The organism is Pandoraea faecigallinarum, from assembly GCF_001029105.3.
Lineage (GTDB): Bacteria > Pseudomonadota > Gammaproteobacteria > Burkholderiales > Burkholderiaceae > Pandoraea > Pandoraea faecigallinarum.
The window spans coordinates 1,969,657-1,989,712 of the sequence record NZ_CP011807.3 but is presented as its reverse complement, the minus strand read 5'-3'; the positions used below and the strand labels follow the sequence as shown (position 1 = coordinate 1,989,712).

The following is a 20,056-nucleotide window of genomic DNA, read 5'->3' as shown; positions in this document are numbered from 1 at the left end:
ACCGGTTATTCCGGACGGAAGCCATAAATATTGCCGTCGCGGGTCTGCACAACCAGCGTCTGACCGGCGATGACCGGCTGCGCGCTGATGGCTCCGCTCAGCTTGACGCGGGCGAGGAACTCGCCGTTGTCACGCGACAGGAAATGCAGATAGCCCTGCTTGTCGCCCACGACCACGACACGGCCCAGCGCCAGCGGCGCCGACAGATCGCGGTACTTGAGCTTATCGTTCTGCCACAGTGTACTGCCATCGGCAGCATTGAACGCGTAGACGGCACCGTCGGTATTGACCGCGGCCACCACGCGCTCGTCCTGCGACACACCGTTCGGCGACGAAAAATCGCGCGCCCACAGGCCGTTGCCGGTCTGCACGTCGACGCAGCCCACGCGGCCCTGGAACGTCGCACCACACACCTGACGGCCGAAGACGACCGGCGCGCCCGTCACGTCATTGACGCGCTCGACCTCCGTCACCCCCTTCGGGTACGACAGCGGCGTGATCCATTGCGGGTTGCCGGTGTTCGCATCGAGCGCTACGAGCTTGCCACCCGGGAATCCGGTGATGACCGAGCGGTCGCCCACGAACGTCATGCCCGTGCCGGTGCGCAACGTGAGCGTCACCGCCGGCTGCGAATACGACCAGCGCACTGAACCGGTGCTCGAATCAAACGCCGTCACACGGTTGTTGATGGCACGCACCACCACGAGACCACGGCCGACCAGCGGCGCGGTGAGCACCTCGCTGCCGGCATTCGCTTTCCACGACGCCTTGCCATCGTGATCGAAGGCGATCACGTCGCCCTTGTGCGTGGCGACGACCGTCGTTTCGCCATCGCTACCCGGCCCAGCGGTGATGTTCGTGTCCGCCTTGGCCGACCAGTTCGAGGCTCCCGTCTCTGCATCCACGCGCACAACGCTGCCGTTCGCGCCCGCCGCAAACACGGCGTTGCCCACGGCGACCGGCGCGAAGCTGTACGCACCGGCCTTGCCCACGCTTGCCGTCCAGATTTGCTTGACGGTCAACGCCTGCTTGATCTCCGTGAGCGGCGTCGGCTCGTGTGCCGGCTTGCTGCCGAAGAGTCCACAACCACCCAGTGTGCCCAGCACTGCCAGCGTCATCACGGCGGTGCCTGCACGCTTGAAAATGCCACGGCGCGAGACCGTCGGGGCAACCTGCACGGACTGTGACGTAGCCATCGTTTGCGGCATCGATCGACGGAAGTCGTTAAGGATCATCATGTACCCGGTTATGCGTTATGGGAGGGTAATACTTGCCAACGGAATGCCGACGCGCGTCAGGCCCCCAGCGCGTCGAGCTTGAACTGCACGAACTGACGCATGCCCGAATCCTGCTTGTCGAGCTTGTCGAGCGCCAGCTTGTACGCGGTCTTGGCATCGGCCACCTTGCTCTGTGCGACGAGCACGTCGCCACGGCGGTCGGCAAACACACCGGCATACGAAGCCGGCGGATTGTCGAGCAGCTTGAGCGCTTCGTCGTAGGCCTTCTCGTCGAGCAGCACGCCGGCCAAACGCAGCTTGGCCAGTTGCTTGTACTCGTCATCCCTGGCGTTCGACACAGCCCACTGCAGTTGTGCCTTCGCTCCCGCGGCATCGCCGGCGTCCGCAAGCGTCCTGGCCGCGAGCAACGCCGTCATCTGCGCATACGGCGTGCCGCTGAACTTGCTCTCCATGTCGGAAGCAATGCGAGCGACCTTGGTTTTGTCCTTCGCGTCGACAGCGCTTTCCAGTTCGCCATACAGTACGCCAGCTTCCACCGCCTGCTTACGCTCGTAATAGCGCCACAGATTCCAGCCGCCGTAGGCGAGCATGATGACGACGAGCGTCCAGATAACGTAATTGCCGTACTGCTTCCACCAGGCCTTTACGTTCTCGATCTGTTCCTGTTCCTCGTGATAGCTGCTCATTCGCCGGTATTCTCCGTGTCTGGCGTCTTGAATTAGTGAAGGGTTTCGTTGCCTGCGCCGTCATCGGCCAGGCTTTCGTTCACGCTCTCGTCGGCGCTGGCGACGATGGCGTCGATCAGGTACTCGGCAAGCCCGTCGAACGGTACGCTCGACTGGTTGTTCGTCTGCTCTGCGGCACGCAGGTGCTTGACCCCAGCCACTCCCGACGCCACTTCGTTCTCGCCGATGATGACTGCGAAATTCGCGCCACTCGCGTTCGCGCGCTTCATTTGCACCTTGAAACTGCTGCTCTTGCCGTCCGGGCTGCAATGGAACACGACGTTCAGGCCCGCATCGCGCATGCGCTCCGCGGCGATCAATGCCGGCGCAACGGCCGATTCGCCCTGATGCACGACGTAGACGTCAGCCCCCTCGGCTTGTGGCACGAGGTCGTCTTCGCGCAGCAGTTCGAGAATACGTTCGACTCCCATCGCCCAGCCGCAGGCCGGCGTTGCATCGCCGCCCAACTGCTCGATAAGCGGGTCGTAACGACCGCCACCGGCCACCGTGCCCTGCGCACCCAGCTTGTCGGTGACCCATTCGAACACGGTCAGATTGTAATAATCCAGACCGCGCACCAGACGCGGATTGATAGTGAACGGAATGTTGTTCGCCTTGAGCAGCGACTGCACGCCTTCGAAGTGCTTGATCGATTCCTCGCCGAGATAATCGATGAGCTTCGGCGCTCCTTCGACCACCGCCTGCATTGCCGGGTTCTTCGTATCGAGCACGCGCAACGGGTTGGTGTAGAGGCGACGCTTGCCGTCCTCATCCAGCAGATCCGCATGCTTCTCGAGATAGGCGATCAGATCGGCACGATGGCGCGCACGCTCTTCACCCTGGCCCAGCGAATTCAGTTGCAGGTGAATGCCGGTCAAACCGAGATCGTCCCACAGGCGCTGGCACATCAGAATGATCTCGACGTCCGCATCCGGGCCAGCCAGACCGAGCGCTTCCACGCCAACCTGGTGGAACTGCCGATAACGGCCGCGCTGCGGCTTCTCATGGCGGAACATCGGGCCGAAGTACCACAGCCGCTTCGGACCGCCGTACAGCAAATTGTGTTCGAGCGTTGCGCGAACGGCTGCCGCGGTGCCTTCGGGACGCATCGTCAACTGCTCGCCGTTGAGCGAGTCGGTGAAGCTGTACATCTCCTTCTCGACGATGTCCGTCACTTCACCGATACCGCGTGTGAAGAGCTGCGTGTGCTCGAGAATCGGCGTGCGAATCTGCTGATAACCATAGGCACGCAGCATCGCACGCACCGATTCTTCGAAAAACTCCCACAGGGCTTCGTCCTGCGGGAGGATGTCGTTCATGCCTTTGACCCCACCCAGTTTGGCGAGGCGATTCTTCTTTGCGTCAGTCATATTCTCTTGTGTTCTGCCTGCTTGCAGCCTGCTCGCTGCCGGCATATTGCCGGATTGCACTCCGTTCATTCGGTCTTGCGGCCTTGCGCGACCATGTGCGGTCATCTGCGGCAATATGCGGTCTTACTCTTCCTTACCCGCTTACGCGGCAACGACGCCTGGGGCCTGGCCGTAATGCGTCTTCACGTAATCGTCGACGATCTGCTGGAACTCTTCGGCGATATGGTCGCCGCGAAGCGTACGAACCTTTTCTCCATCGACGAAAACCGGCGCGGCGGGTGACTCGCCCGAACCCGGCAGGCTGATGCCGATGTTCGCGTGCTTCGACTCGCCCGGGCCGTTCACGATGCAGCCCATGACCGCGACGTTCATGTTCTCGACGCCCGGATATTGAGCCTTCCACACCGGCATTTGTTCACGCAGATATTTCTGAATACTGGCAGCCAGTTCCTGGAACACCGTGCTCGTCGTACGGCCGCACCCCGGACAGGCAATCACCATCGGCGCGAACGCACGCAATCCCATCGTCTGCAGGATTTCCTGCGCCACCACGATTTCGCCCGTACGCGCGCCACCCGGCTCGGGCGTCAGCGAAATACGGATCGTGTCGCCGATCCCCTCCTGCAGCAGCACCGACAGCGCCGCCGTCGACGCGACGATGCCCTTCGAGCCCATACCGGCTTCGGTCAGCCCGAGATGCAGCGCGTAGTCGCAACGCTTGCCGAGCTCGCGGTACACGGCGATCAAGTCCTGCACGGCACTGACCTTGCACGACAACAGAATCTTGTCGGCCGACAAACCGACGCGCTGGGCAAGCTCGGCCGATTCGAGCGCCGATGTGATCAACGCTTCGTACATCACGCTTTGCGCGTCCCACGGCGTGGCGCGTGCCGCGTTTTCGTCCATGATGCGAGCGAGCAGCGACTGATCGAGGCTGCCCCAGTTCACACCGATACGCACCGGCTTGTCGTACTTGATCGCCATTTCGATCATCTGCGCGAACTGCGTGTCGCGCTTGGCGCCCTTACCGACGTTACCCGGGTTGATGCGGTACTTCGACAAGGCTTCGGCGCAGTCCGGATAATCGGCAAGCAACGTATGACCGTTGTAATGGAAGTCGCCGACCAGCGGCACCATCACCCCCATGCGATCGAGCTGATTGCGAATCTCGGGCACGGCGGCGGCCGCTTCGGGCGTATTCACCGTAATGCGCACGAGTTCCGAGCCCGCCTGCGCCAGTTCCTTCACCTGAATGGCCGTGCCGATCACGTCTTCCGTGTCGGTATTGGTCATCGATTGCACGCGAATCGGCGAATCGCCGCCGACCGTCACGAGCTGGCCGCCCCAGCGAATCCCGACCTTGCGGGACTGACGGCGAGGCGCCGGACCACCGATGATCGGCATGCATTCTACAGAAGCCATGATTACCCTCTTTCGGTCTTACTGGAGCGTCAGACGCGCCACGTTGCCCGCATTGCGGGACTTGATCTCGACCGGTTGGCCGTTGAATTCCAGCGACTCGACGCCCGCGACGTTACCTACAACGATCTTGAGCGGCGCATCGCCCGTAATTTCCTGTTCGGCGCCTGCACGCATGAGTTGGGAGAACAGCACCTTGCCGTCCTTCGAACGAACTTCGACCCAACTGTCCGCCTTCAGGCGCAACGCAATCTTGCCATTGCCCGGCGCACCGGCGCTGGACGCCTTCGCCGGCGCGGCAGGCGCTGCCGCCGATGCCGTCGCGGCGCTCGCCAGACCCGCCACCACGTGTGTGGGATCGACGGCAGCGATCAGGCCCGGACCCGCCGCGGCCGCACTGGCCGTTGCGTTATTGACCGTGCTCTCCGTATTGCCATTGTTATTGGCGTTCGCACCATCCGCACCCGGCGGGGTCCCGTTGGCATCGGCAACGACCGGTTGACTGGCCGGCTCCGCGGCATCCGTGCCGCCCTGCGCCGAGGCGGCACTCGCCAGCTCCGCCGTGTCCGTCGCACCGCGCCCGCCCTTATGGCTGTTCCCGAAGTACCATGCGGCACCGGCAATCACGACCAGTGCGGCCAGTGCCCACGGCCATTTGGCCTGCGACGTGGCCACCGGCGAACGGAAGCGAACCGGGCTCTTCGGAATGCTCGGCTGCCCCGACTGCGGCTGCGGAATATCGATGGGAAGCGGCGCCGGGCCGCCGATGCGGCGCAGCGATTCGATCATCGGCTCCGGGTCGCCCCCGACCATACGGGCATAGCTACGCACCACGCCCTGAATAAACGGCATCTCCGGCAAGGCATCCCACTCGCCTGCCTCAAGCCGCTTCAGCTTTTGCACGGAGACTTTCAGGCGCGCCGACACATCTTCGATCGACATACCGCGCTTCTCGCGCAACGCAGCCAGTTGCGCCCCCACTTGCGCACTCAGCTCAGCCCATCCGGCAGGTGCTCCCTGCGGCAGTCCCTGGCCTTCAGCCCCGGCTTGTCCGCCTGCATCCGCCTGATTCTGGTTATCCATCGATACGCCCCCGTTCGTAAGCAGCCGCCCGCAGCGGCTGAGGATATGCTGGCGACAGTTCCGCTGCGTCGTCCGCCGTGCGCGCGGCGTGAAGATCTGCGCGGCGCATCGGAAAACTCGACGAGGAACTGACGGAATCGCGCAGGACGAGCCACTCGCCCCGCGCAAGGAATGCTGTAGTGCAAGACTGATCCGACGAGCCGCATGCGACGTGCGGGGCCGACGGCCCTCGCCACGGTCCACGCCCGCCCATGCGCAACGTCATACGGTACGCACCTCGACCGCGATTTTCCCGAATTTGCCGCGCTGCGCAAGTCGCGTGCGATCCTGTACTTCGCCGGCAAGCTGACCACATGCGGCGTCGATGTCATCGCCGCGCGTCTTGCGCACGGTCGTGACGAGACCGGCGTCGAGCAAAATTTGCGCGAAACGCTTGATCTGCGGATCTTTCGAACGCAACAGACCGGACTCGGGGAATGGATTGAAGGGGATCAGGTTGAATTTGCACGGCACGTCGCGCGTGAGGGCGACAAGCTCGCGCGCATGCGCTTCGGTATCGTTCACACCGTCGAGCATGCAGTACTCGAACGTGATGAAATCGCGCGGCGCCACTTCGAGATAACGCTCGCACGCGCCCATCAGTTCGCGTAACGGATATTTCTTGTTGAGCGGCACGAGCACGTCGCGCAGCGCATCGTTCGGCGCGTGCAGCGAGACGGCCAGCGCCACGGGCAATTCCTGCCCCAGACGGTCCATCATCGGCACCACCCCGGAAGTCGACAAGGTCACGCGTCGACGCGACAGCCCGTAAGCGTTGTCGTCGAGCATCAGGCGCATGGCGCCGACCACGTTGTCGAAATTGAGCAGCGGCTCGCCCATGCCCATCATCACCACATTGGTGGTGACACGCTCGTTCCTGCCTTCGCGGCCAAGGTCGCGGCGAAGCGCAAATTCGGCCATCCACAACTGGCCGATGATTTCGCCGAGCGACAAATTGCGCGAGAAGCCCTGCTTGCCGGTCGAACAGAACCGGCAGTTGACGGCGCAACCCGCTTGCGACGAAACGCAAAGCGTGCCACGCGTCTCCTCAGGGATGTAGACGGTCTCGACGGCGTTGCCGTTACCCACGTCCAACAGCCATTTGCGCGTGCCGTCGGCCGACAGGTGGTCGGTAATCGCGGCAGGCGCAACAATATTCGCGCGCGTTTTCAACTTCTCGCGCAGCGATTTGGCCAGATCGGTCATGCCGTCGAAATCGGCGGCCCCCATCTGGTGGATCCAACGCTGGAGCTGGCGGGCACGGAACGGCTTTTCGCCGAGCGTGCCGCAATAGGCGGCCAGACCGTCCGGATCGTAATCAAGCAGATTCGTGAGGTTGGTCATGGCCCTGATCCGTCAACATCCCTTCGGTATCTTCCTGCAATGGAGCGACTAAACGCGGCTTAGCGCGAGTAGACGTTCATGCCCGGGAAGAAGAAAGCCACTTCCACAGCGGCCGTTTCAGCGGCGTCCGAGCCATGCACTGCGTTGGCGTCGATGCTGTCGGCGAAGTCGGCGCGGATCGTGCCCTTCTCTGCCTTCTTCGGGTCGGTGGCGCCCATCAGCTCGCGGTTCTTCGCGATGGCGTTCTCGCCTTCGAGCACCTGAATCATCACCGGGCCCGAGATCATGAAGTCGACCAGATCCCTGAAGAACGGACGCTCCTTGTGAACGGCGTAGAACTGCTCGGCTTCAGCGCGCGACAGGTGCACCAGCTTGGCAGCGGCGATCTTCAGGCCGGCGGCTTCGAAACGGCTGTAAATCTGGCCGATCACGTTCTTGGCAACGGCATCGGGCTTGATAATCGACAAAGTGCGTTCGACTGCCATGAAAAACTCCAAAAAATTAAGCAGTTATATAACCAACATGAACCCGTAATTGTAGCACGAAGGCTGTTATGATGGGGATGGAACCTACAGTGCGCGTACCGCTCAAACGCAGGACGGCCGGGACTGTCCGGCTTTTCGCGAAGCTGACACAAGGATGCGTTTTTCTCACCTTCCCTGGATGGGAAGGTTGAGGAGTGACGAGCCGTTGAAATTTAGGCTTTTGCCCCGAGATTTCCGGAATCGTCCGAACGCTTTCCCGGGTATCTTTCGATATCCTTGGCCTTCGACGACAAGCCGGACCAACGGGCCGCGGGGGATTCGCCGGCAACGGTTGCCGGTCATCGTATGCGTCATCAGGCGCCTGGTGGCCCCGCCAACAGGCACAACGACCACGGAGAACACAATATATGAACCAGGATTTCCAACGCTTCGGCTACAGCGGCACAGGCGGTGTCTCGACCGCTCAGGTACGCAACAAGGTGCTGCGCAATACGTATTGGCTGCTCGCGCTGTCGATGCTGCCGACCATCGCGGGCGCCTGGCTGGGTGTGACCTATGGCTTCGCGCTGTTCGCGGGCAGCCCGATGGTCAGCGTCATCTTGTTCCTCGCCGTCGCTTTCGGTTTCATGTTCGCGATCGAGCGCTTCAAGAACAGCGGTGTCGGCGTGGCACTGCTGCTGGGCTTCACGTTCTTCATGGGCCTGATGCTCACGCGCTTGTTAAGCTTCGTGCTGGGATTCTCCAACGGTGCATCGCTCATCATGCTGGCGTTCGGCGGCACGGCCGTGATTTTCACGGTGATGGCGTCGGTCGCTACGGTCAGCAAGCGAGATTTCAGCGGGCTCGGCAAGTGGCTGTTCATGGGCGTCATCGTGATTCTGCTGGCCTCGGTCGCCAACATCTGGCTGCAACTGCCGGCGCTGATGCTGACGGTTTCGGTGCTCGCCATTGCCATCTTCTCAGCGTACATCCTGTTCGACGTGCAGCGCGTGGTGAACGGCGGTGAAACCAACTACGTCACCGCAACGCTCGCGATTTATCTCGACCTGTACAACATCTTCACCAACCTGCTCGCCATCCTGGGTGTGCTGGGCGGCAACCGCAACTAACGACTGATGCGAAGCGGCAGCGCAGCCTGTGCTGCGCTGCCTGTCGCCTGACGAAAAAGCCAGCCCCTCGGGACTGGCTTTTTCTTTCGGCTTTCGGCTTTCGGCATACCGGTATATCGGCATATCGCCGGCCGGCGCGGGGCCACGCACCGAGGACCGCCTACGCCCCCCCGTCGTTATGACACGCTACGCGCCTACGGTTTCGCGCACTTCGCGCCCGCTCACAACGATCAGGCTCAGGCGTCGTGGTGAATCACACCCTCACCGCCGGTCGCACCGGCGATCGCCTCGACACCTTCGTCGGCGGATCCCTCAGGCGTGTCCGCCCCCGTCTCCGACACGCGAATGCGCGGCACCCACGGCTGTCCAATGCTTTCGTGCTCGAAAACCGCCATCGATTCAACGTGCGACGTATGCGGGAACATGTTGACCACACCCGCCAGCGTCAGGCGATAGCCCGCTTCGTGCACGAGAAGACCGGCATCGCGAGCCAGCGTCGCCGGGCTGCATGACACGTAGACGATGCGCTTGGGCAGCCCGTCGTAACCTTGCTGCGCGAGTTCCGCCAACGCCTTCGACACCGCGAGCGCCCCCTCGCGCGGCGGATCGATGAGATACCGGTCGAACGCCCCGAGCGCGCGAATGTCGTCGGCGGTGATGTCGAACAGGTTGCGGCATGCAAATTCCGTTCGCCTGGCCACGCCGTTGCGTTGCGCGTTGGCGAGCGCGCGCTCCGTCAACGCCGTGCTGCCTTCGATCCCCATGACGGTCCCGGCACGGCGCGCCAGCGGCAACGTGAAGTTGCCCAACCCGCAGAACAGATCGAGCACGCGCTCGTCCGATTGCGGCGCGAGCAGCCGCAACGCACGATGCACCAGCACCCGGTTGATCTGATGATTGACCTGCGTGAAATCCGTCGGCTTGAACGGCATCCGGATCTGGTATTCCGGCAGCGTGTAATGAAGTTCAGGCGTAAGCGGGTAGAACGGCACCGCCGTGTCCGGCCCCTTGGGCTGGACCCAGAACTGAACCCGGTTGGCGTCGGCAAACGCTCGGAGAATATCTTCGTCGGCGGGCGTGAGCGGCTCGAGAATCCTCAGCACGAGCGCCGTGACGTCGGCCCCGATCGCCAGCTCGATTTGCGGCAAACGCTCGCGAATCGAGAGCGACTCGACCAGACGGCGCAGCGGCACGAGCATGTCCGACACATGTCGCGGCAGCACTTCGCAAGAATCCATATCGGCCACGTAGCTGCTCTTGCGCTCGTGAAACCCGATCAGCACACCGCCCTTCTTGGGCACGTATCGCACAGTCAGACGCGCCCGGAAGCGGTAACCCCAATCCGGCCCCTGGATCGGGCGAAGCATCGCTTCCGCCTTCACCTTGCCGAGACGTGCCAGATTGTCTTCCAGCACGCGTTGCTTGATGGCGATCTGCGCGCGCGGTTCGAGATGCTGCATCGAGCACCCGCCACACTTGCCGAAATGCGGACATTGCGGTTTGGCGCGCATTGGGCTCGCACGCAACACGCTGACCGCTTCCGCCTGTTCGAATTTGGGCTTGCGGCGATAGCTGAGATAAGTGACGCGCTCGCCCGGCAGCGCGCCTTCGACGAAGATCACCTTGCCGGGTTTGAATTCCGGCGTACCCGGCTCGCCCTCGGGCGCCGTACGGCCGACGCCGCGCGCTTCCATGTCGAGCGATTCGATGTCGATGATGCCAGGCTCGGCGGCGGGCCGGTTGCGCGAAGAGTTTCGGGAGGAGCGGGTCACGTCTTTGTTCTCGTATGCGACAGCAAACCCGGCATTTTAATCGATTCGTCCGCCGGTTACTCGCTGGCGTATGAGCGCGCCCGCCCAGCACGGCCAGAAATCGGCACGAACCGCGATAACGGCAAGAGCAACGGTAACGGCGAATCCACCGCGCATTACCGCCAGGCGCCGAGATATTCCTTCCAGTGCGGCGCCGTCTCCTGTTCGAGAGAACGCCTCACGAATTCGATCTCCTGCTCGTACTCGGCCTGTCGCAAGCCGCCGCGCATCAACTGATAGCGGCAGTAGACGAGATACGTATTTACCACGTCCGTCTCACAGTAATTGCGTATCTCGTCGAGCTTGCCGGCGCGATATGCCTCCCATACCTTGCTGCCATCCATCCCCAGCTTGCCGGGAAAGCCGCACAGCTTGGCCAAATCGTCGAGCGGCGCGTTGGCGCGCGCCTGATACATCGCGAGCAGATCCATCAAATCCAGATGGCGCTGATGATAACGGCTGATGTAGTTGTTCCACTTGAACTCACGGTCGTCCTCGCCCATATCCCAATAGCGCGGCGCGGAAATACCGTGAATCATGGCGCGGTAGTGCAACACCGGCAGATCGAAGCCGCCGCCATTCCATGACACGAGTTGCGGCGCATATTTCTCGATGGTGCGATAGAAGCCGGAGACGAGCGCGCCTTCGCCGTCTTCGAGCGTGCCGAGCGACTTCACGCGAAAGCCATCGCGATCGCGAAACACACACGAGATGGCTGCAACGCGTTGCAAATGCAGCGGCAGGAAGTCGTGCCCCACCTTTTCGCGACGGGCCGCAAAAGCGGCTTCAGCGACGGCGTCGTCCGTCAGACCGGCATACGCGGGCTCAAGCTTGCGCAGGCCGTCGACGTCGGGAATCGTTTCAATATCGAAGACGAGAACGGGAGATGCCATGATGAAAATCAGAAGAAAAATCGGAAAGCGCCGTTATGCGACGCCAAGGGATACGCCATTCGGCGTGCGACGCGGTATGACGCAACACGACGGCGACGCCAGCCCCCGAACCTCGCGCCGAATCACAGCACGGCGTCCTTGCGAACGCCGTTCGACGCGAAATAGCGTTTGAGCTTGACAAGCGCCTCCTGCTGGATCTGGCGCACGCGTTCGCGCGTCAGCCCCATTTCGTCGGCCAACTCCTCCAACGTGGCGGGTTCCACGCGGTTGAGTCCGAACCGGCGCTCGATGACATAACGATGTTTGGTGGAAAGCCGTGACAGCCACAGGCGCATCAGGTCTTCCAGCTCGCGATGCTGCACCTCGTGCTCCGGTGCTTCGCTGCGGTCGTCAGAGAGCAGATCGAGCAAACTGCTGCCCGGGTCGATCTCGAGCGGCGCATCGAGCGAGGCGACATGCTCGTTGAGCGCGAGAATGTCGGTGATCTCCTCAGGTGTCTTCCCGGTCAGATCGGCAATATCCTCGATTCGCGCGTCACGCTGCTCGCCACCATCGACATACGCGGCACTCTTTTCCAGATGACGCTTCGCACGCAGCACCTGATTGAGCTCGCGAATGACATGCACCGGCAGGCGAACCGTACGCGCCTGATTCATGATGGCCCGCTCGATACTCTGGCGTATCCACCATGTCGCGTACGTCGAGAAACGAAACCCACGCCCCGGATCGAATTTCTCGATGGCGTGCATCAACCCGAGATTGCCCTCCTCGATCAGGTCGAGCAATGGCACACCGCGATTGAGGTACCCCTTGGCTATACTCACCACGAGACGCAGGTTGCGCTCGATCATGACCTGACGCGCCGCAAACTCCCCGGCCTGAGCGCGCGTGGAGTAATCGAGTTCTTCCGCGGGAGTCAACAGCGGCTTGACGCTGATGCGATTGAGATAGTGCTGAACGGTGTCGGCCGTGAGTTCGGCCTGAAGGATGGTACCGAAGTCGTCGGCGTCGGCGGCCTTGCGCTTGCGCCCCGGGGAAGCCCCTTCGTCGCCGGCCTCGGACGACGAGGCGTCGTCGTCCTCCGCCTCGCGCTCGTCGAAAGCGTCGTCCACGTCCTCATCCTGCCGGGATTGCCGATCGTCAACGTCCTGATCGGTCTCCGGGGCAGCGAGGTCTTCCTCTTGCGAAGTACGACGCTTTCTCTTGAGCATTCGACCCTGCCTAGTTTATTGAGGCGGCAAATACTTCATCGGATCCACAGGCTTACCGTCTTTCCGTACCTCGAAGTGCAGCATGACCCGATCTGCGTCCGAGTTACCCATTTCGGCAATTTTCTGACCCCGCGTTACGGAGTCGCCTTCCTTGACCAACAGTTTGCTGTTGTGTGCATACGCCGTCAAGAAGGTCGCGTCGTGTTTAATGATGACGAGATTGCCATAGCCGCGCAGGCCGGCACCCGAGTACACCACCTTACCCGCACCGGCAGCGAAAATGTCCTGACCGGAGGTACCGCCGATATTCACGCCCTTGTTCTTCGAATCGTCGAAGCGACCTACGACAGCGCCCTTGGCCGGCCACGACAGACGCAGTTCCCCGCTCGACACCGCCGACGGCGCGGACGCCACCGAACTCGCGGGCGGCGGCACAACGGCAGGCGGCACAGCGGCCGGACTGTTGTTCGACGGCGTGCTGGCAACCGGCGGCGGCAACGGCGTGCCGGCATCCCCCGCAGGCGGCTTCACGCGCAGCACCTGACCGACTTCGATCTGATCCGGATTCTGGATGTTGTTCCAGCGCGCGATATCGCGATAGTTCTGTCCGTTCTCCAGCGCGATGCGATAGAGACGATCGCCCGGCTGCACGCGGTAATACCCCGGCGGCACCGGCGAGTTGTCGACCACTGGCGCAGTCACGCCAGGCACACTGCTGTCGGTCGTCGTACCGCCTACGGTACGGTCGACGACCGGCGCCCCGACTTGTCGCGATGCACACGCTGCCAGCATGCTCAGCAACAGGACACTGGCGACGCGTTGTTGGAAACCCGCTCGCAAATTCACTCAAATCCTCCGCAGAATAGGCCCGACGGGCTTAAATGATGCCCGATTTTAAGGGGACGAATAACACCCGATCAAGCTGCGTCTCGCGCCATTGGCGTGCGCCGACGCGCTCGATGAGGGTCAAAATTTGTTGCTCACCGCCCACGGGGGCGACGAGACGCGCGCCTACCGCAAGCTGATCGACGAGCGCGTCCGGAATCTCAAGGCCGGCGGCAGCGATCACGATGCCGTCGAACGGCGCCACCGCGGGCAGCCCCAACCGCCCGTCGCCGTAGTGCAGGCGGATGTTCGGCACACGCAGCGGCCGAAGATTGGCCTTGGCGCGTTCGTGCAGGGGACGCACACGCTCGATCGAATAAACGTCGCGCGCCACGCATGACAACACCGCGGCCTGATAACCGCAGCCGGTGCCGATCTCCAGCACTTTTTCCAGCGGACGTCCGCCCGCCAGCAGCAGCTCGATCATGCGCCCCACGACAGACGGCTTCGAAATCGTTTGCCCATGGCCGATGGGAAGCGCCGCGTCTTCATAAGCCTGATTGGCGAGTGCCGCATCGACGAAGCGGTGGCGCGGCACGGTGGCCAGCGCCGCCAGCACGCCCGGGTGCTTGACGCCCGACGCCGCGACGCGCTCGGCCATTCTTGCGCGCACGCGCTCGGAGGTCAGTCCGATGCCGTCGGGTGAACCGCTGCCGGGCGGCACCTGCCCTCGCACCGCAGTGCCCGCCGACGCTTTTGATGCCGAACCCGTCCGCACGACGCCTTTCACCGCCGTTGCGGCCGTCAGCCCATTCTTTTGTGCAATCCCCCCGCCGTGCGCCTTGGTCCCCGGCCTCGGCGCACTCTTCACGGCATGCGGCGCAGGCTGGGCGTGCGGCGCGGCCGCGGGGCGCGCCAATCCTTTGGGCGCGACGGGATGTGATGTCTGCGCCCCCGTTGGCCGGGCCGATGCCCCTGCCAACGGCGTCGTTGCGACCCGCAAACCGTTGCTACTGCCGAGCGGCGCCTTCCCATTGCCTGAATTGACCGACGTCGCTCCCGGCGCCGGCGTCGTCTTGCGCGCCATCGCCGCAGGCGGTGCGCCTGCGGGACTGGCGCGCGACGCCTTGTCCAGCACCGGCGCCTTACGCTGCCGACGGGTCATCACTTCGGCCAGAGGAAGAGGAAAACGCTTCGGCGGTGTCGTCATCGTTGAGCCACCCCTGCGCTGGCCAGCCAATCGTGCACGACACCAAGTCGTGCGGTATGCGTGAGATCCAGTTGCAAGGGGGTGACCGAGACGTAATCGTGCGCCACGGCGTGGAAGTCGGTACCTTCGCTGCTATCGCGGGCGTCGCCCGCCGGGCCGATCCAGTAAATCGTTTCGCCGCGCGGATTCTCCTGACGGATCACCGGCTGCGATTGATGTCGCTTCCCAAGACGCGTCGCGAGCGCGCCTTTCAGGCGCTCGTATGGCAAATTGGGAATATTGACGTTCAACAAAAAGGGAGCACCCAAGGGCCGCTCCATATAGCGCTCGACCACCTCGCGTGCCACCCGGGCCGCGCTGTCGAGATGGTCCCAGCCCTTGTTGACTTGCGAGAACGCAAACGACGGAATACCGAAGAGGAACCCCTCCGTCGCCGCCGCGACCGTACCGGAGTACAGCGTGTCCTCGCCCATGTTCTGGCCATTGTTAATGCCCGAGACCACGATATCGGGCCGCTGCTGGAGCAAACCGGTCAACGCCACGTGGACGCAATCGGTCGGTGTCCCGTTGATGAACGTGAAGCCATTGCCCCCCTTGAAGACGGAAAGCGGTCGTTGCAGGGTCAGAGAATTGGACGCACCGCTACAGTTCTGTTCGGGCGCCACCACGGTAATGTCGCCAAGCGGTGCCAGCGCCTCGTAGAGCGCGGCCAGGCCTGGCGCCTGATACCCATCGTCGTTGCTGAGCAGGATTCGCATGCGGCAATTGTAACCGAGGAAAGGTGCTCGGATATGACGCCATGACGGCATCTGTGGCGATCTGCGGCTCGCGTCACCGAGTCGTCACGAGGGTGCAGCGCGACACCGGCGCAGCGGCAAATCCATGCCCGATCGGTCGTCGTTCGGTTGCCAATGTGTCGCGAATGGAACGGATTCCCAAGCGGATGTCGCGCCGAGCGGAACGCTGCCGTCGGCGCCCACATCCCGGCTCCGTCGCATCCGGTCACATCTTTTCGGTTTCCCCCGCCTGGGGCTGCCAGACGAGCAAGCGCCGCTCAACCACGCCAACGAGCCCGTCGAGCACCAATGCAAAGGCCGTGAGGATGAGCACGCCGGCAATCACGGCGTTGATGTCGAAGGTGCCTTCCGCTTGCAAAATGAGATATCCCACACCGCGCGACGACCCCAGGTACTCCCCGACCACCGCACCGACGAAGGCGAGACCGACCGAATTGTGCAGGCTCGAAAACACCCAGCTTGTCGCACTGGGCAAATACACACGGCGCAGCAACTGACGCTGGTTCGCGCCAAGCATGCGCGCGTTGGCAAGCACGACCGGGCTGACTTCCTTCACACCCTGATAGACATTGAAGAACACGATGAAGAACACGAGCGTGACCCCAAGCGCCACTTTCGACCAGATACCCAGCCCGAACCAGACGCCGAAGATCGGCGCGAGGATCACGCGCGGCATCGAGTTGGCGGCTTTGATGTACGGATCGAGCAACGCACCGGCACTCGGCGAGAGCGCGAGCCACAACCCCACGCCCAGCCCGAACACGGTGCCGATGGCAAAAGCCAACACCGTTTCGAGCAGCGTCACCCCCAGGTGCAGATAGATCTCGCCGCTGGCGAACCATTGCCAGATCTGGAGCAGCACTTTTTGCGGCTCGCCGAAGAAGAAAGCTGCCTTGTCGGGGCTGTCGAAGTAGAACGCAGGCAGCAGCGTGGGACTCGTCAGGACATACCAGACGAGAAAAGCCACTACCAGCAACGACCATTGCCAAAGGCGAAGGTATCGCATGAACGAACGATTACGCATGACGTACGAATTCCGGGAATAACAGACGAGCGAGTGGCCGGACCTTCAGACCAGCCAGTCGAACAAGCCAAAGCCGTCCGGCAAATCGAACCAGTCCATCCAGTCGAACCAGCCAGGCCAGTTGAGCCAGCTCAGCGAGACCGTGAGAATACCTGCGATTTGCCACATGACGATTCAGACCGCCTTTAACTGTTGTGCGTAGCCCTTGAGGACTTCCTCACGCAGCACATCCCATATCTGAGCGTGCAACTCGGTAAAGCGCGGATGATTCCGAATCTCCGCCACGTCGCGCGGGCGTGGCAGATCGATTCGGAATTCTCCGATCGGATGCGTGCTTGGGCCCGCGGCGAGCACCACGACACGGTCCGACAGCGCAATGGCCTCATCCAGATCGTGCGTGATGAACAGCACGGCCCGTCGCTTGGCGGCCCACAACTCCAGCAACTCGTTTTCCATGAGTTGACGCGTCTGAATGTCCAGCGCCGAAAATGGCTCGTCCATCAGAATGATGTCCGGGTCCAGAATCAGCGTCTGCGCCATTGCGACGCGTTTGCGCATACCGCCGGAGAGCTGGTGCGGATAGCGGTCGCCAAAGCCGCCCAAGCCGACGCGTTTGAGCCACTCGTGCCCACGCGCCTTCGCCTCGTCCGGCGCGACACCGCGGAACTCGAGGCCGGCAGTCACGTTGTCGATGGCGTTACGCCAAGGCATCAGCGCTTCGGCCTGGAACATATAGCCCGAGCGCGCATTGATCCCTTTGAGCGGTTCTCCGAACACCTTGACCGAACCGGACGACGGGGCGAGCAAACCTGCGGCCACGTTAAGCAGCGTGGACTTGCCGCAGCCCGTCGGCCCCACGACCGAGACAAATTCGCCCGGCGCAATGTCGAGCGAAGTGTCGGCCACCGCCGTATAACGCTTCGAACGATCGTCCCGAGCGACGAACGTACAGGTAATGCTGTCGAAACTGAGAGCCGGCGCAGTCATCATTTGTACTTGGCGTCGGCCTTTTTCGTGAACTCGTTCGTGAACGTCTTGGACAGATCGATCGACTTGCCCTTGACCGTCTCATCGAAAGCCTGCAAGGTGCGCAGCGCGGTGGCCGGCCCGTCGGCGGGGATCAGACCGTCCGGCGAGATCGCCTCCTTCACGCGGCTCCATGCATCGAGGTAGAGCGCCCGGTCGCCCAGCAGATAGGCATCGGGCACCGTCTTGATGAGGTCGCCCGGCCCGGCCGTCTGAAGCCAGCGCAACGCGCGCACCATCGCATTGGTCAGTGCTTGCGTCGTGTTCGGATTTTTCTGAATGAACGATTCGTTCGTATAGAGACAACCGGCCGGCATGTTACCGCCGAACACCGACACCGTTTCCTTGAGCGTGCGCGTATCCGAAATCACGCGAATCTCCTTGTCGCGCTCGAGCATGGTGATCACCGGGTCGAGGTTGACGATGGCGTCGACATTGCCCGACCGTATCGCAGCCAGTGCGCCCGACGACGCGCCCACACCGACGAAGGCCACTTCGTTGGGCTTGATGCCCCCCTTGGCAAGCACGAAGTTCGCCATGATGTTCGTCGACGAACCCGGTGCCGTCACACCGATCTTCTTGCCACGCAGGTCGGCAATCGACTTGTAGTTGGGCATCGTCTTGTTCGACACGCCGAAGACGATCTGCGGGGCGCGCCCCTGCAATACGAAGGCGCGAATGTACTGGTTTTTCGCCTGCAACAGAATCGTATGCTCGTAGGCCCCCGAGACCACATCGGCACTGCCGCCGACAAGAGCCTGCAATGCCTTGGAACCCCCGGCGAAGTCTGAGATTTCGACGTCGAGCCCTTCGTCCTTGAAGTAGTTCAGACGTTCGGCAATCGTGAGCGGCAAGTAGTAAAAGAGGTTCTTTCCGCCGACCGCGATGGCGATCCTGGTCTTCTCGAGCCTGCCTTGTGCGAAACCGGGGCGAATGCCCGCACCGATAAGGCCGGTGGCAGCCAGGGCCGTGACGAACTGACGTCTTTGCATGGTGTTGTTGTCTCCGTGATTGCAGCGTTCTTTCTTTGTTTGTTCGACGTGCTTTATTGACGGCGCGCGATTCCCTCCCGCACGCCGCAGTGCCTTGGGCGGCGATGTCTTCTCAGATGACACCGTTATCGCGCAACGCCTTGATTTGCCCGGCATCATAACCCAGTTGCCCCAGCACCTCGTCCGTGTGAGCGCCCAGTTCGGGCCCGAGCCACTGTGTCTGCCCGGGCGTGTCCGACAGTTTTGGCGAGATGTTGGGCAGGTCGATCGGCGTGCCGTCCGGGAACGTATGACGCTGGATCATCTGACGCGCGATGAACTGCGGATCCTTGAACATGTCGGCCACCGTGTAGATGCGGCTCGCCGGAACATCCGCCGCTTGCAGCACGCAGAGGGCATCGTCGATGGAGCGCGCCTGCGTCCATTGACCGATCGCCTCGTCGATCTCCTGCGTGCGGGGTACCCGTCCATCGTTATGGGCGAGCCCCAGGTCTTCGGCCAGATCGGCACGGCCGATCGCGTGCATCAGGCGCTTGAAGATCGGATCGCTATTCCCCCCGACGACGATCATGCCGTCTGCGCACGGATAGGTATTCGACGGCACGATGCCCGGCAGCGACGCGCCGGTTCGCTCACGCACCATGCCCGCCACGCTGTACTCCGGCACGACACTCTCCATCAGGTTGAAGACTGCCTCGTAGAGCGCCACGTCGACCACCTGCCCTCGCCCGCCATTCGCGTTGCGGTGGTGCAGCGCCATCATCGCGCCGATCACACCATGCAGCGCGGCGATGGAGTCGCCGATGGAAATGCCGATCCGTGGCGGCGGCAAGTCCGGGTAGCCGGTGATATGACGCAGTCCGCCCATCGATTCGGCAATGGCGCCGAAACCGGGACGGTCCCGGTACGGCCCCGTCTGGCCGTAGCCCGACAGCCGCACCATCACCAGACCGGGGTTCGCAGCCGAGAGTTGTTCGTAGCCCAGCCCGAAGCGCTCCAGCAATCCGGGGCGGAAATTCTCGACGACGATGTCGGCCTGCGCCGCGAGCTTGCGCACGATCTCCTGCCCTTGCGGAGACTTCAGGTTGATCGTGACCGACTTCTTGTTACGCGCCTGCACCGCCCACCACAGCGACGTGCCGCCCGCGTCCGGATGCAACTTGCGCCACTTGCGCAGCGGGTCGCCGTGCTGCGGATCCTCGATCTTGATGACCTCGGCACCGAACTCACCCAGCATGCGCGCGGCAAACGGGCCGGCGATCAGCGTGCCGAGTTCGAGCACCTTCACCCCGGCAAGTGCACCGAAACCGGGCGCACCGGCCGGCGCCTGAGCGCAACGTTGGGAAGATGGGGAGGGAGACTGCGCGGCAGATGCCGCCGACGCCGCAGCAGATCCTTGCGGCGATGACGATGCGAACGGCGTAGACGACTTGGACAACGCTTGGACTCCTGAGC

At 62.7% G+C, this 20,056-nt stretch carries 18 protein-coding genes and 1 pseudogene; 1 reads left to right on the top strand and 18 read right to left on the bottom strand.

All coding sequences use genetic code 11. The annotated features are described in order from the left end of the window. Positions 1 to 5: 5 nt before the first annotated feature. The 7 genes from bamB to ndk all read right to left on the bottom strand — a co-directional run bounded on the left by bamB (position 6) and on the right by ndk (position 7,703). Positions 6 to 1,196 carry an outer membrane protein assembly factor BamB gene (bamB, locus tag AB870_RS08930; RefSeq protein ID WP_053059750.1) on the bottom strand — a complete coding sequence of 397 codons (1,191 nt, stop codon included), beginning with the start codon at positions 1,194 to 1,196 and terminating at the stop codon, positions 6 to 8. 98 nt (positions 1,197 to 1,294) lie between these two features. Continuing rightward, positions 1,295 to 1,924: a YfgM family protein gene (locus AB870_RS08925; RefSeq protein ID WP_047907722.1), complete on the bottom strand. Its 630-nt coding sequence runs from the start codon at positions 1,922 to 1,924 to the stop codon at positions 1,295 to 1,297. 32 nt (positions 1,925 to 1,956) lie between these two features. After that, positions 1,957 to 3,378 carry a histidine--tRNA ligase gene (gene hisS, locus AB870_RS08920; RefSeq protein WP_418304003.1) on the bottom strand — a complete coding sequence of 474 codons (1,422 nt, stop codon included), beginning with the start codon at positions 3,376 to 3,378 and terminating at the stop codon, positions 1,957 to 1,959. Between the two features lie 96 nt (positions 3,379 to 3,474). After that, a complete protein-coding gene (gene ispG / locus AB870_RS08915; protein ID WP_047907721.1) occupies positions 3,475 to 4,755 on the bottom strand; it encodes a flavodoxin-dependent (E)-4-hydroxy-3-methylbut-2-enyl-diphosphate synthase in 1,281 nt (426 codons plus the stop codon). A gap of 18 nt (positions 4,756 to 4,773) precedes the next feature. Then, a complete protein-coding gene (locus tag AB870_RS08910; protein ID WP_053059643.1) occupies positions 4,774 to 5,835 on the bottom strand; it encodes a helix-turn-helix domain-containing protein in 1,062 nt (353 codons plus the stop codon). A 261-nt stretch (positions 5,836 to 6,096) separates the two neighbouring features. Further along, complete coding sequence (gene rlmN / locus AB870_RS08905) at positions 6,097 to 7,218, bottom strand: dual-specificity RNA methyltransferase RlmN (RefSeq protein ID WP_047907720.1); 1,122 nt, start codon at positions 7,216 to 7,218, stop codon at positions 6,097 to 6,099. Positions 7,219 to 7,277: 59 nt separating this feature from the next. Next, complete coding sequence (gene ndk, locus AB870_RS08900) at positions 7,278 to 7,703, bottom strand: nucleoside-diphosphate kinase (protein ID WP_047907719.1); 426 nt, start codon at positions 7,701 to 7,703, stop codon at positions 7,278 to 7,280. 407 nt (positions 7,704 to 8,110) lie between these two features. Here ndk and AB870_RS08895 point away from each other — a divergent pair, with 407 nt between their 5' ends. Next, positions 8,111 to 8,812, top strand: a complete 702-nt coding sequence (locus tag AB870_RS08895) for a Bax inhibitor-1/YccA family protein (RefSeq protein ID WP_047907718.1) — start codon at positions 8,111 to 8,113, stop codon at positions 8,810 to 8,812. A 374-nt stretch (positions 8,813 to 9,186) separates the two neighbouring features. On the opposite strand, the pseudogene rlmD reads toward AB870_RS08895, so the two are convergent. From rlmD to AB870_RS08845, 11 genes and pseudogenes are all read right to left on the bottom strand, one after another. Continuing rightward, positions 9,187 to 10,584: pseudogene (gene rlmD, locus AB870_RS08890) on the bottom strand (23S rRNA (uracil(1939)-C(5))-methyltransferase RlmD); the annotation flags it as partial. A 155-nt stretch (positions 10,585 to 10,739) separates the two neighbouring features. After that, on the bottom strand, positions 10,740 to 11,516 hold the full coding sequence (locus AB870_RS08885; protein ID WP_047907716.1) for a 3'-5' exonuclease: 777 nt from the start codon (positions 11,514 to 11,516) through the stop codon (positions 10,740 to 10,742). Between the two features lie 122 nt (positions 11,517 to 11,638). Next, positions 11,639 to 12,727, bottom strand: a complete 1,089-nt coding sequence (gene rpoS / locus AB870_RS08880) for an RNA polymerase sigma factor RpoS (protein ID WP_047907715.1) — start codon at positions 12,725 to 12,727, stop codon at positions 11,639 to 11,641. Between the two features lie 15 nt (positions 12,728 to 12,742). Continuing rightward, positions 12,743 to 13,519 carry a peptidoglycan DD-metalloendopeptidase family protein gene (locus tag AB870_RS08875; protein WP_157112452.1) on the bottom strand — a complete coding sequence of 259 codons (777 nt, stop codon included), beginning with the start codon at positions 13,517 to 13,519 and terminating at the stop codon, positions 12,743 to 12,745. An 85-nt stretch (positions 13,520 to 13,604) separates the two neighbouring features. Next, the gene (locus tag AB870_RS08870; protein ID WP_047907713.1) at positions 13,605 to 14,762 is read right to left on the bottom strand and encodes a protein-L-isoaspartate(D-aspartate) O-methyltransferase; all 1,158 of its coding nucleotides are present in this window, start codon (positions 14,760 to 14,762) and stop codon (positions 13,605 to 13,607) included. Continuing rightward, on the bottom strand, positions 14,759 to 15,520 hold the full coding sequence (gene surE, locus AB870_RS08865; protein ID WP_047907712.1) for a 5'/3'-nucleotidase SurE: 762 nt from the start codon (positions 15,518 to 15,520) through the stop codon (positions 14,759 to 14,761). The genes AB870_RS08870 and surE overlap by 4 nt, the downstream gene beginning before the upstream one ends. A 244-nt stretch (positions 15,521 to 15,764) precedes the next feature. Further along, positions 15,765 to 16,583 (bottom strand): ABC transporter permease, encoded by an 819-nt coding sequence (locus AB870_RS08860; RefSeq protein ID WP_047907711.1) that lies wholly within the window; start codon positions 16,581 to 16,583, stop codon positions 15,765 to 15,767. Between the two features lie 45 nt (positions 16,584 to 16,628). Then, positions 16,629 to 16,751: a hypothetical protein gene (locus AB870_RS27365; protein ID WP_257786669.1), complete on the bottom strand. Its 123-nt coding sequence runs from the start codon at positions 16,749 to 16,751 to the stop codon at positions 16,629 to 16,631. A gap of 6 nt (positions 16,752 to 16,757) precedes the next feature. Further along, complete coding sequence (locus tag AB870_RS08855; RefSeq protein ID WP_047909004.1) at positions 16,758 to 17,570, bottom strand: ABC transporter ATP-binding protein; 813 nt, start codon at positions 17,568 to 17,570, stop codon at positions 16,758 to 16,760. Next, on the bottom strand, positions 17,570 to 18,601 hold the full coding sequence (locus AB870_RS08850) for an ABC transporter substrate-binding protein (protein ID WP_047907710.1): 1,032 nt from the start codon (positions 18,599 to 18,601) through the stop codon (positions 17,570 to 17,572). Before AB870_RS08850 ends, AB870_RS08855 begins: the two co-directional genes overlap by 1 nt. Before the next feature lie 112 nt (positions 18,602 to 18,713). Next, on the bottom strand, positions 18,714 to 19,889 hold the full coding sequence (locus AB870_RS08845; protein ID WP_047907709.1) for a CaiB/BaiF CoA transferase family protein: 1,176 nt from the start codon (positions 19,887 to 19,889) through the stop codon (positions 18,714 to 18,716). Between the last annotated feature and the right edge of the window lie 167 nt (positions 19,890 to 20,056).

What these genes read in the sequence shown, in the direction of transcription:
- bamB (WP_053059750.1), bottom strand. Translation starts at nt 1,196, where the DNA reads ATGGCTACGTCACAGTCCGTGCAGGTTGCCCCGACGGTCTCGCGCCGT.
- AB870_RS08925 (WP_047907722.1), bottom strand. Translation starts at nt 1,924, where the DNA reads ATGAGCAGCTATCACGAGGAACAGGAACAGATCGAGAACGTAAAGGCC.
- hisS (WP_418304003.1), bottom strand. Translation starts at nt 3,378, where the DNA reads ATGCCGGCAGCGAGCAGGCTGCAAGCAGGCAGAACACAAGAGAATATG.
- ispG (WP_047907721.1), bottom strand. Translation starts at nt 4,755, where the DNA reads ATGGCTTCTGTAGAATGCATGCCGATCATCGGTGGTCCGGCGCCTCGC.
- AB870_RS08910 (WP_053059643.1), bottom strand. Translation starts at nt 5,835, where the DNA reads ATGGATAACCAGAATCAGGCGGATGCAGGCGGACAAGCCGGGGCTGAA.
- rlmN (WP_047907720.1), bottom strand. Translation starts at nt 7,218, where the DNA reads ATGACCAACCTCACGAATCTGCTTGATTACGATCCGGACGGTCTGGCC.
- ndk (WP_047907719.1), bottom strand. Translation starts at nt 7,703, where the DNA reads ATGGCAGTCGAACGCACTTTGTCGATTATCAAGCCCGATGCCGTTGCC.
- AB870_RS08895 (WP_047907718.1), top strand. Translation starts at nt 8,111, where the DNA reads ATGAACCAGGATTTCCAACGCTTCGGCTACAGCGGCACAGGCGGTGTC.
- AB870_RS08885 (WP_047907716.1), bottom strand. Translation starts at nt 11,516, where the DNA reads ATGGCATCTCCCGTTCTCGTCTTCGATATTGAAACGATTCCCGACGTC.
- rpoS (WP_047907715.1), bottom strand. Translation starts at nt 12,727, where the DNA reads ATGCTCAAGAGAAAGCGTCGTACTTCGCAAGAGGAAGACCTCGCTGCC.
- AB870_RS08875 (WP_157112452.1), bottom strand. Translation starts at nt 13,519, where the DNA reads ATGCTGGCAGCGTGTGCATCGCGACAAGTCGGGGCGCCGGTCGTCGAC.
- AB870_RS08870 (WP_047907713.1), bottom strand. Translation starts at nt 14,762, where the DNA reads ATGACGACACCGCCGAAGCGTTTTCCTCTTCCTCTGGCCGAAGTGATG.
- surE (WP_047907712.1), bottom strand. Translation starts at nt 15,520, where the DNA reads ATGCGAATCCTGCTCAGCAACGACGATGGGTATCAGGCGCCAGGCCTG.
- AB870_RS08860 (WP_047907711.1), bottom strand. Translation starts at nt 16,583, where the DNA reads ATGCGTAATCGTTCGTTCATGCGATACCTTCGCCTTTGGCAATGGTCG.
- AB870_RS27365 (WP_257786669.1), bottom strand. Translation starts at nt 16,751, where the DNA reads ATGTGGCAAATCGCAGGTATTCTCACGGTCTCGCTGAGCTGGCTCAAC.
- AB870_RS08855 (WP_047909004.1), bottom strand. Translation starts at nt 17,570, where the DNA reads ATGACTGCGCCGGCTCTCAGTTTCGACAGCATTACCTGTACGTTCGTC.
- AB870_RS08850 (WP_047907710.1), bottom strand. Translation starts at nt 18,601, where the DNA reads ATGCAAAGACGTCAGTTCGTCACGGCCCTGGCTGCCACCGGCCTTATC.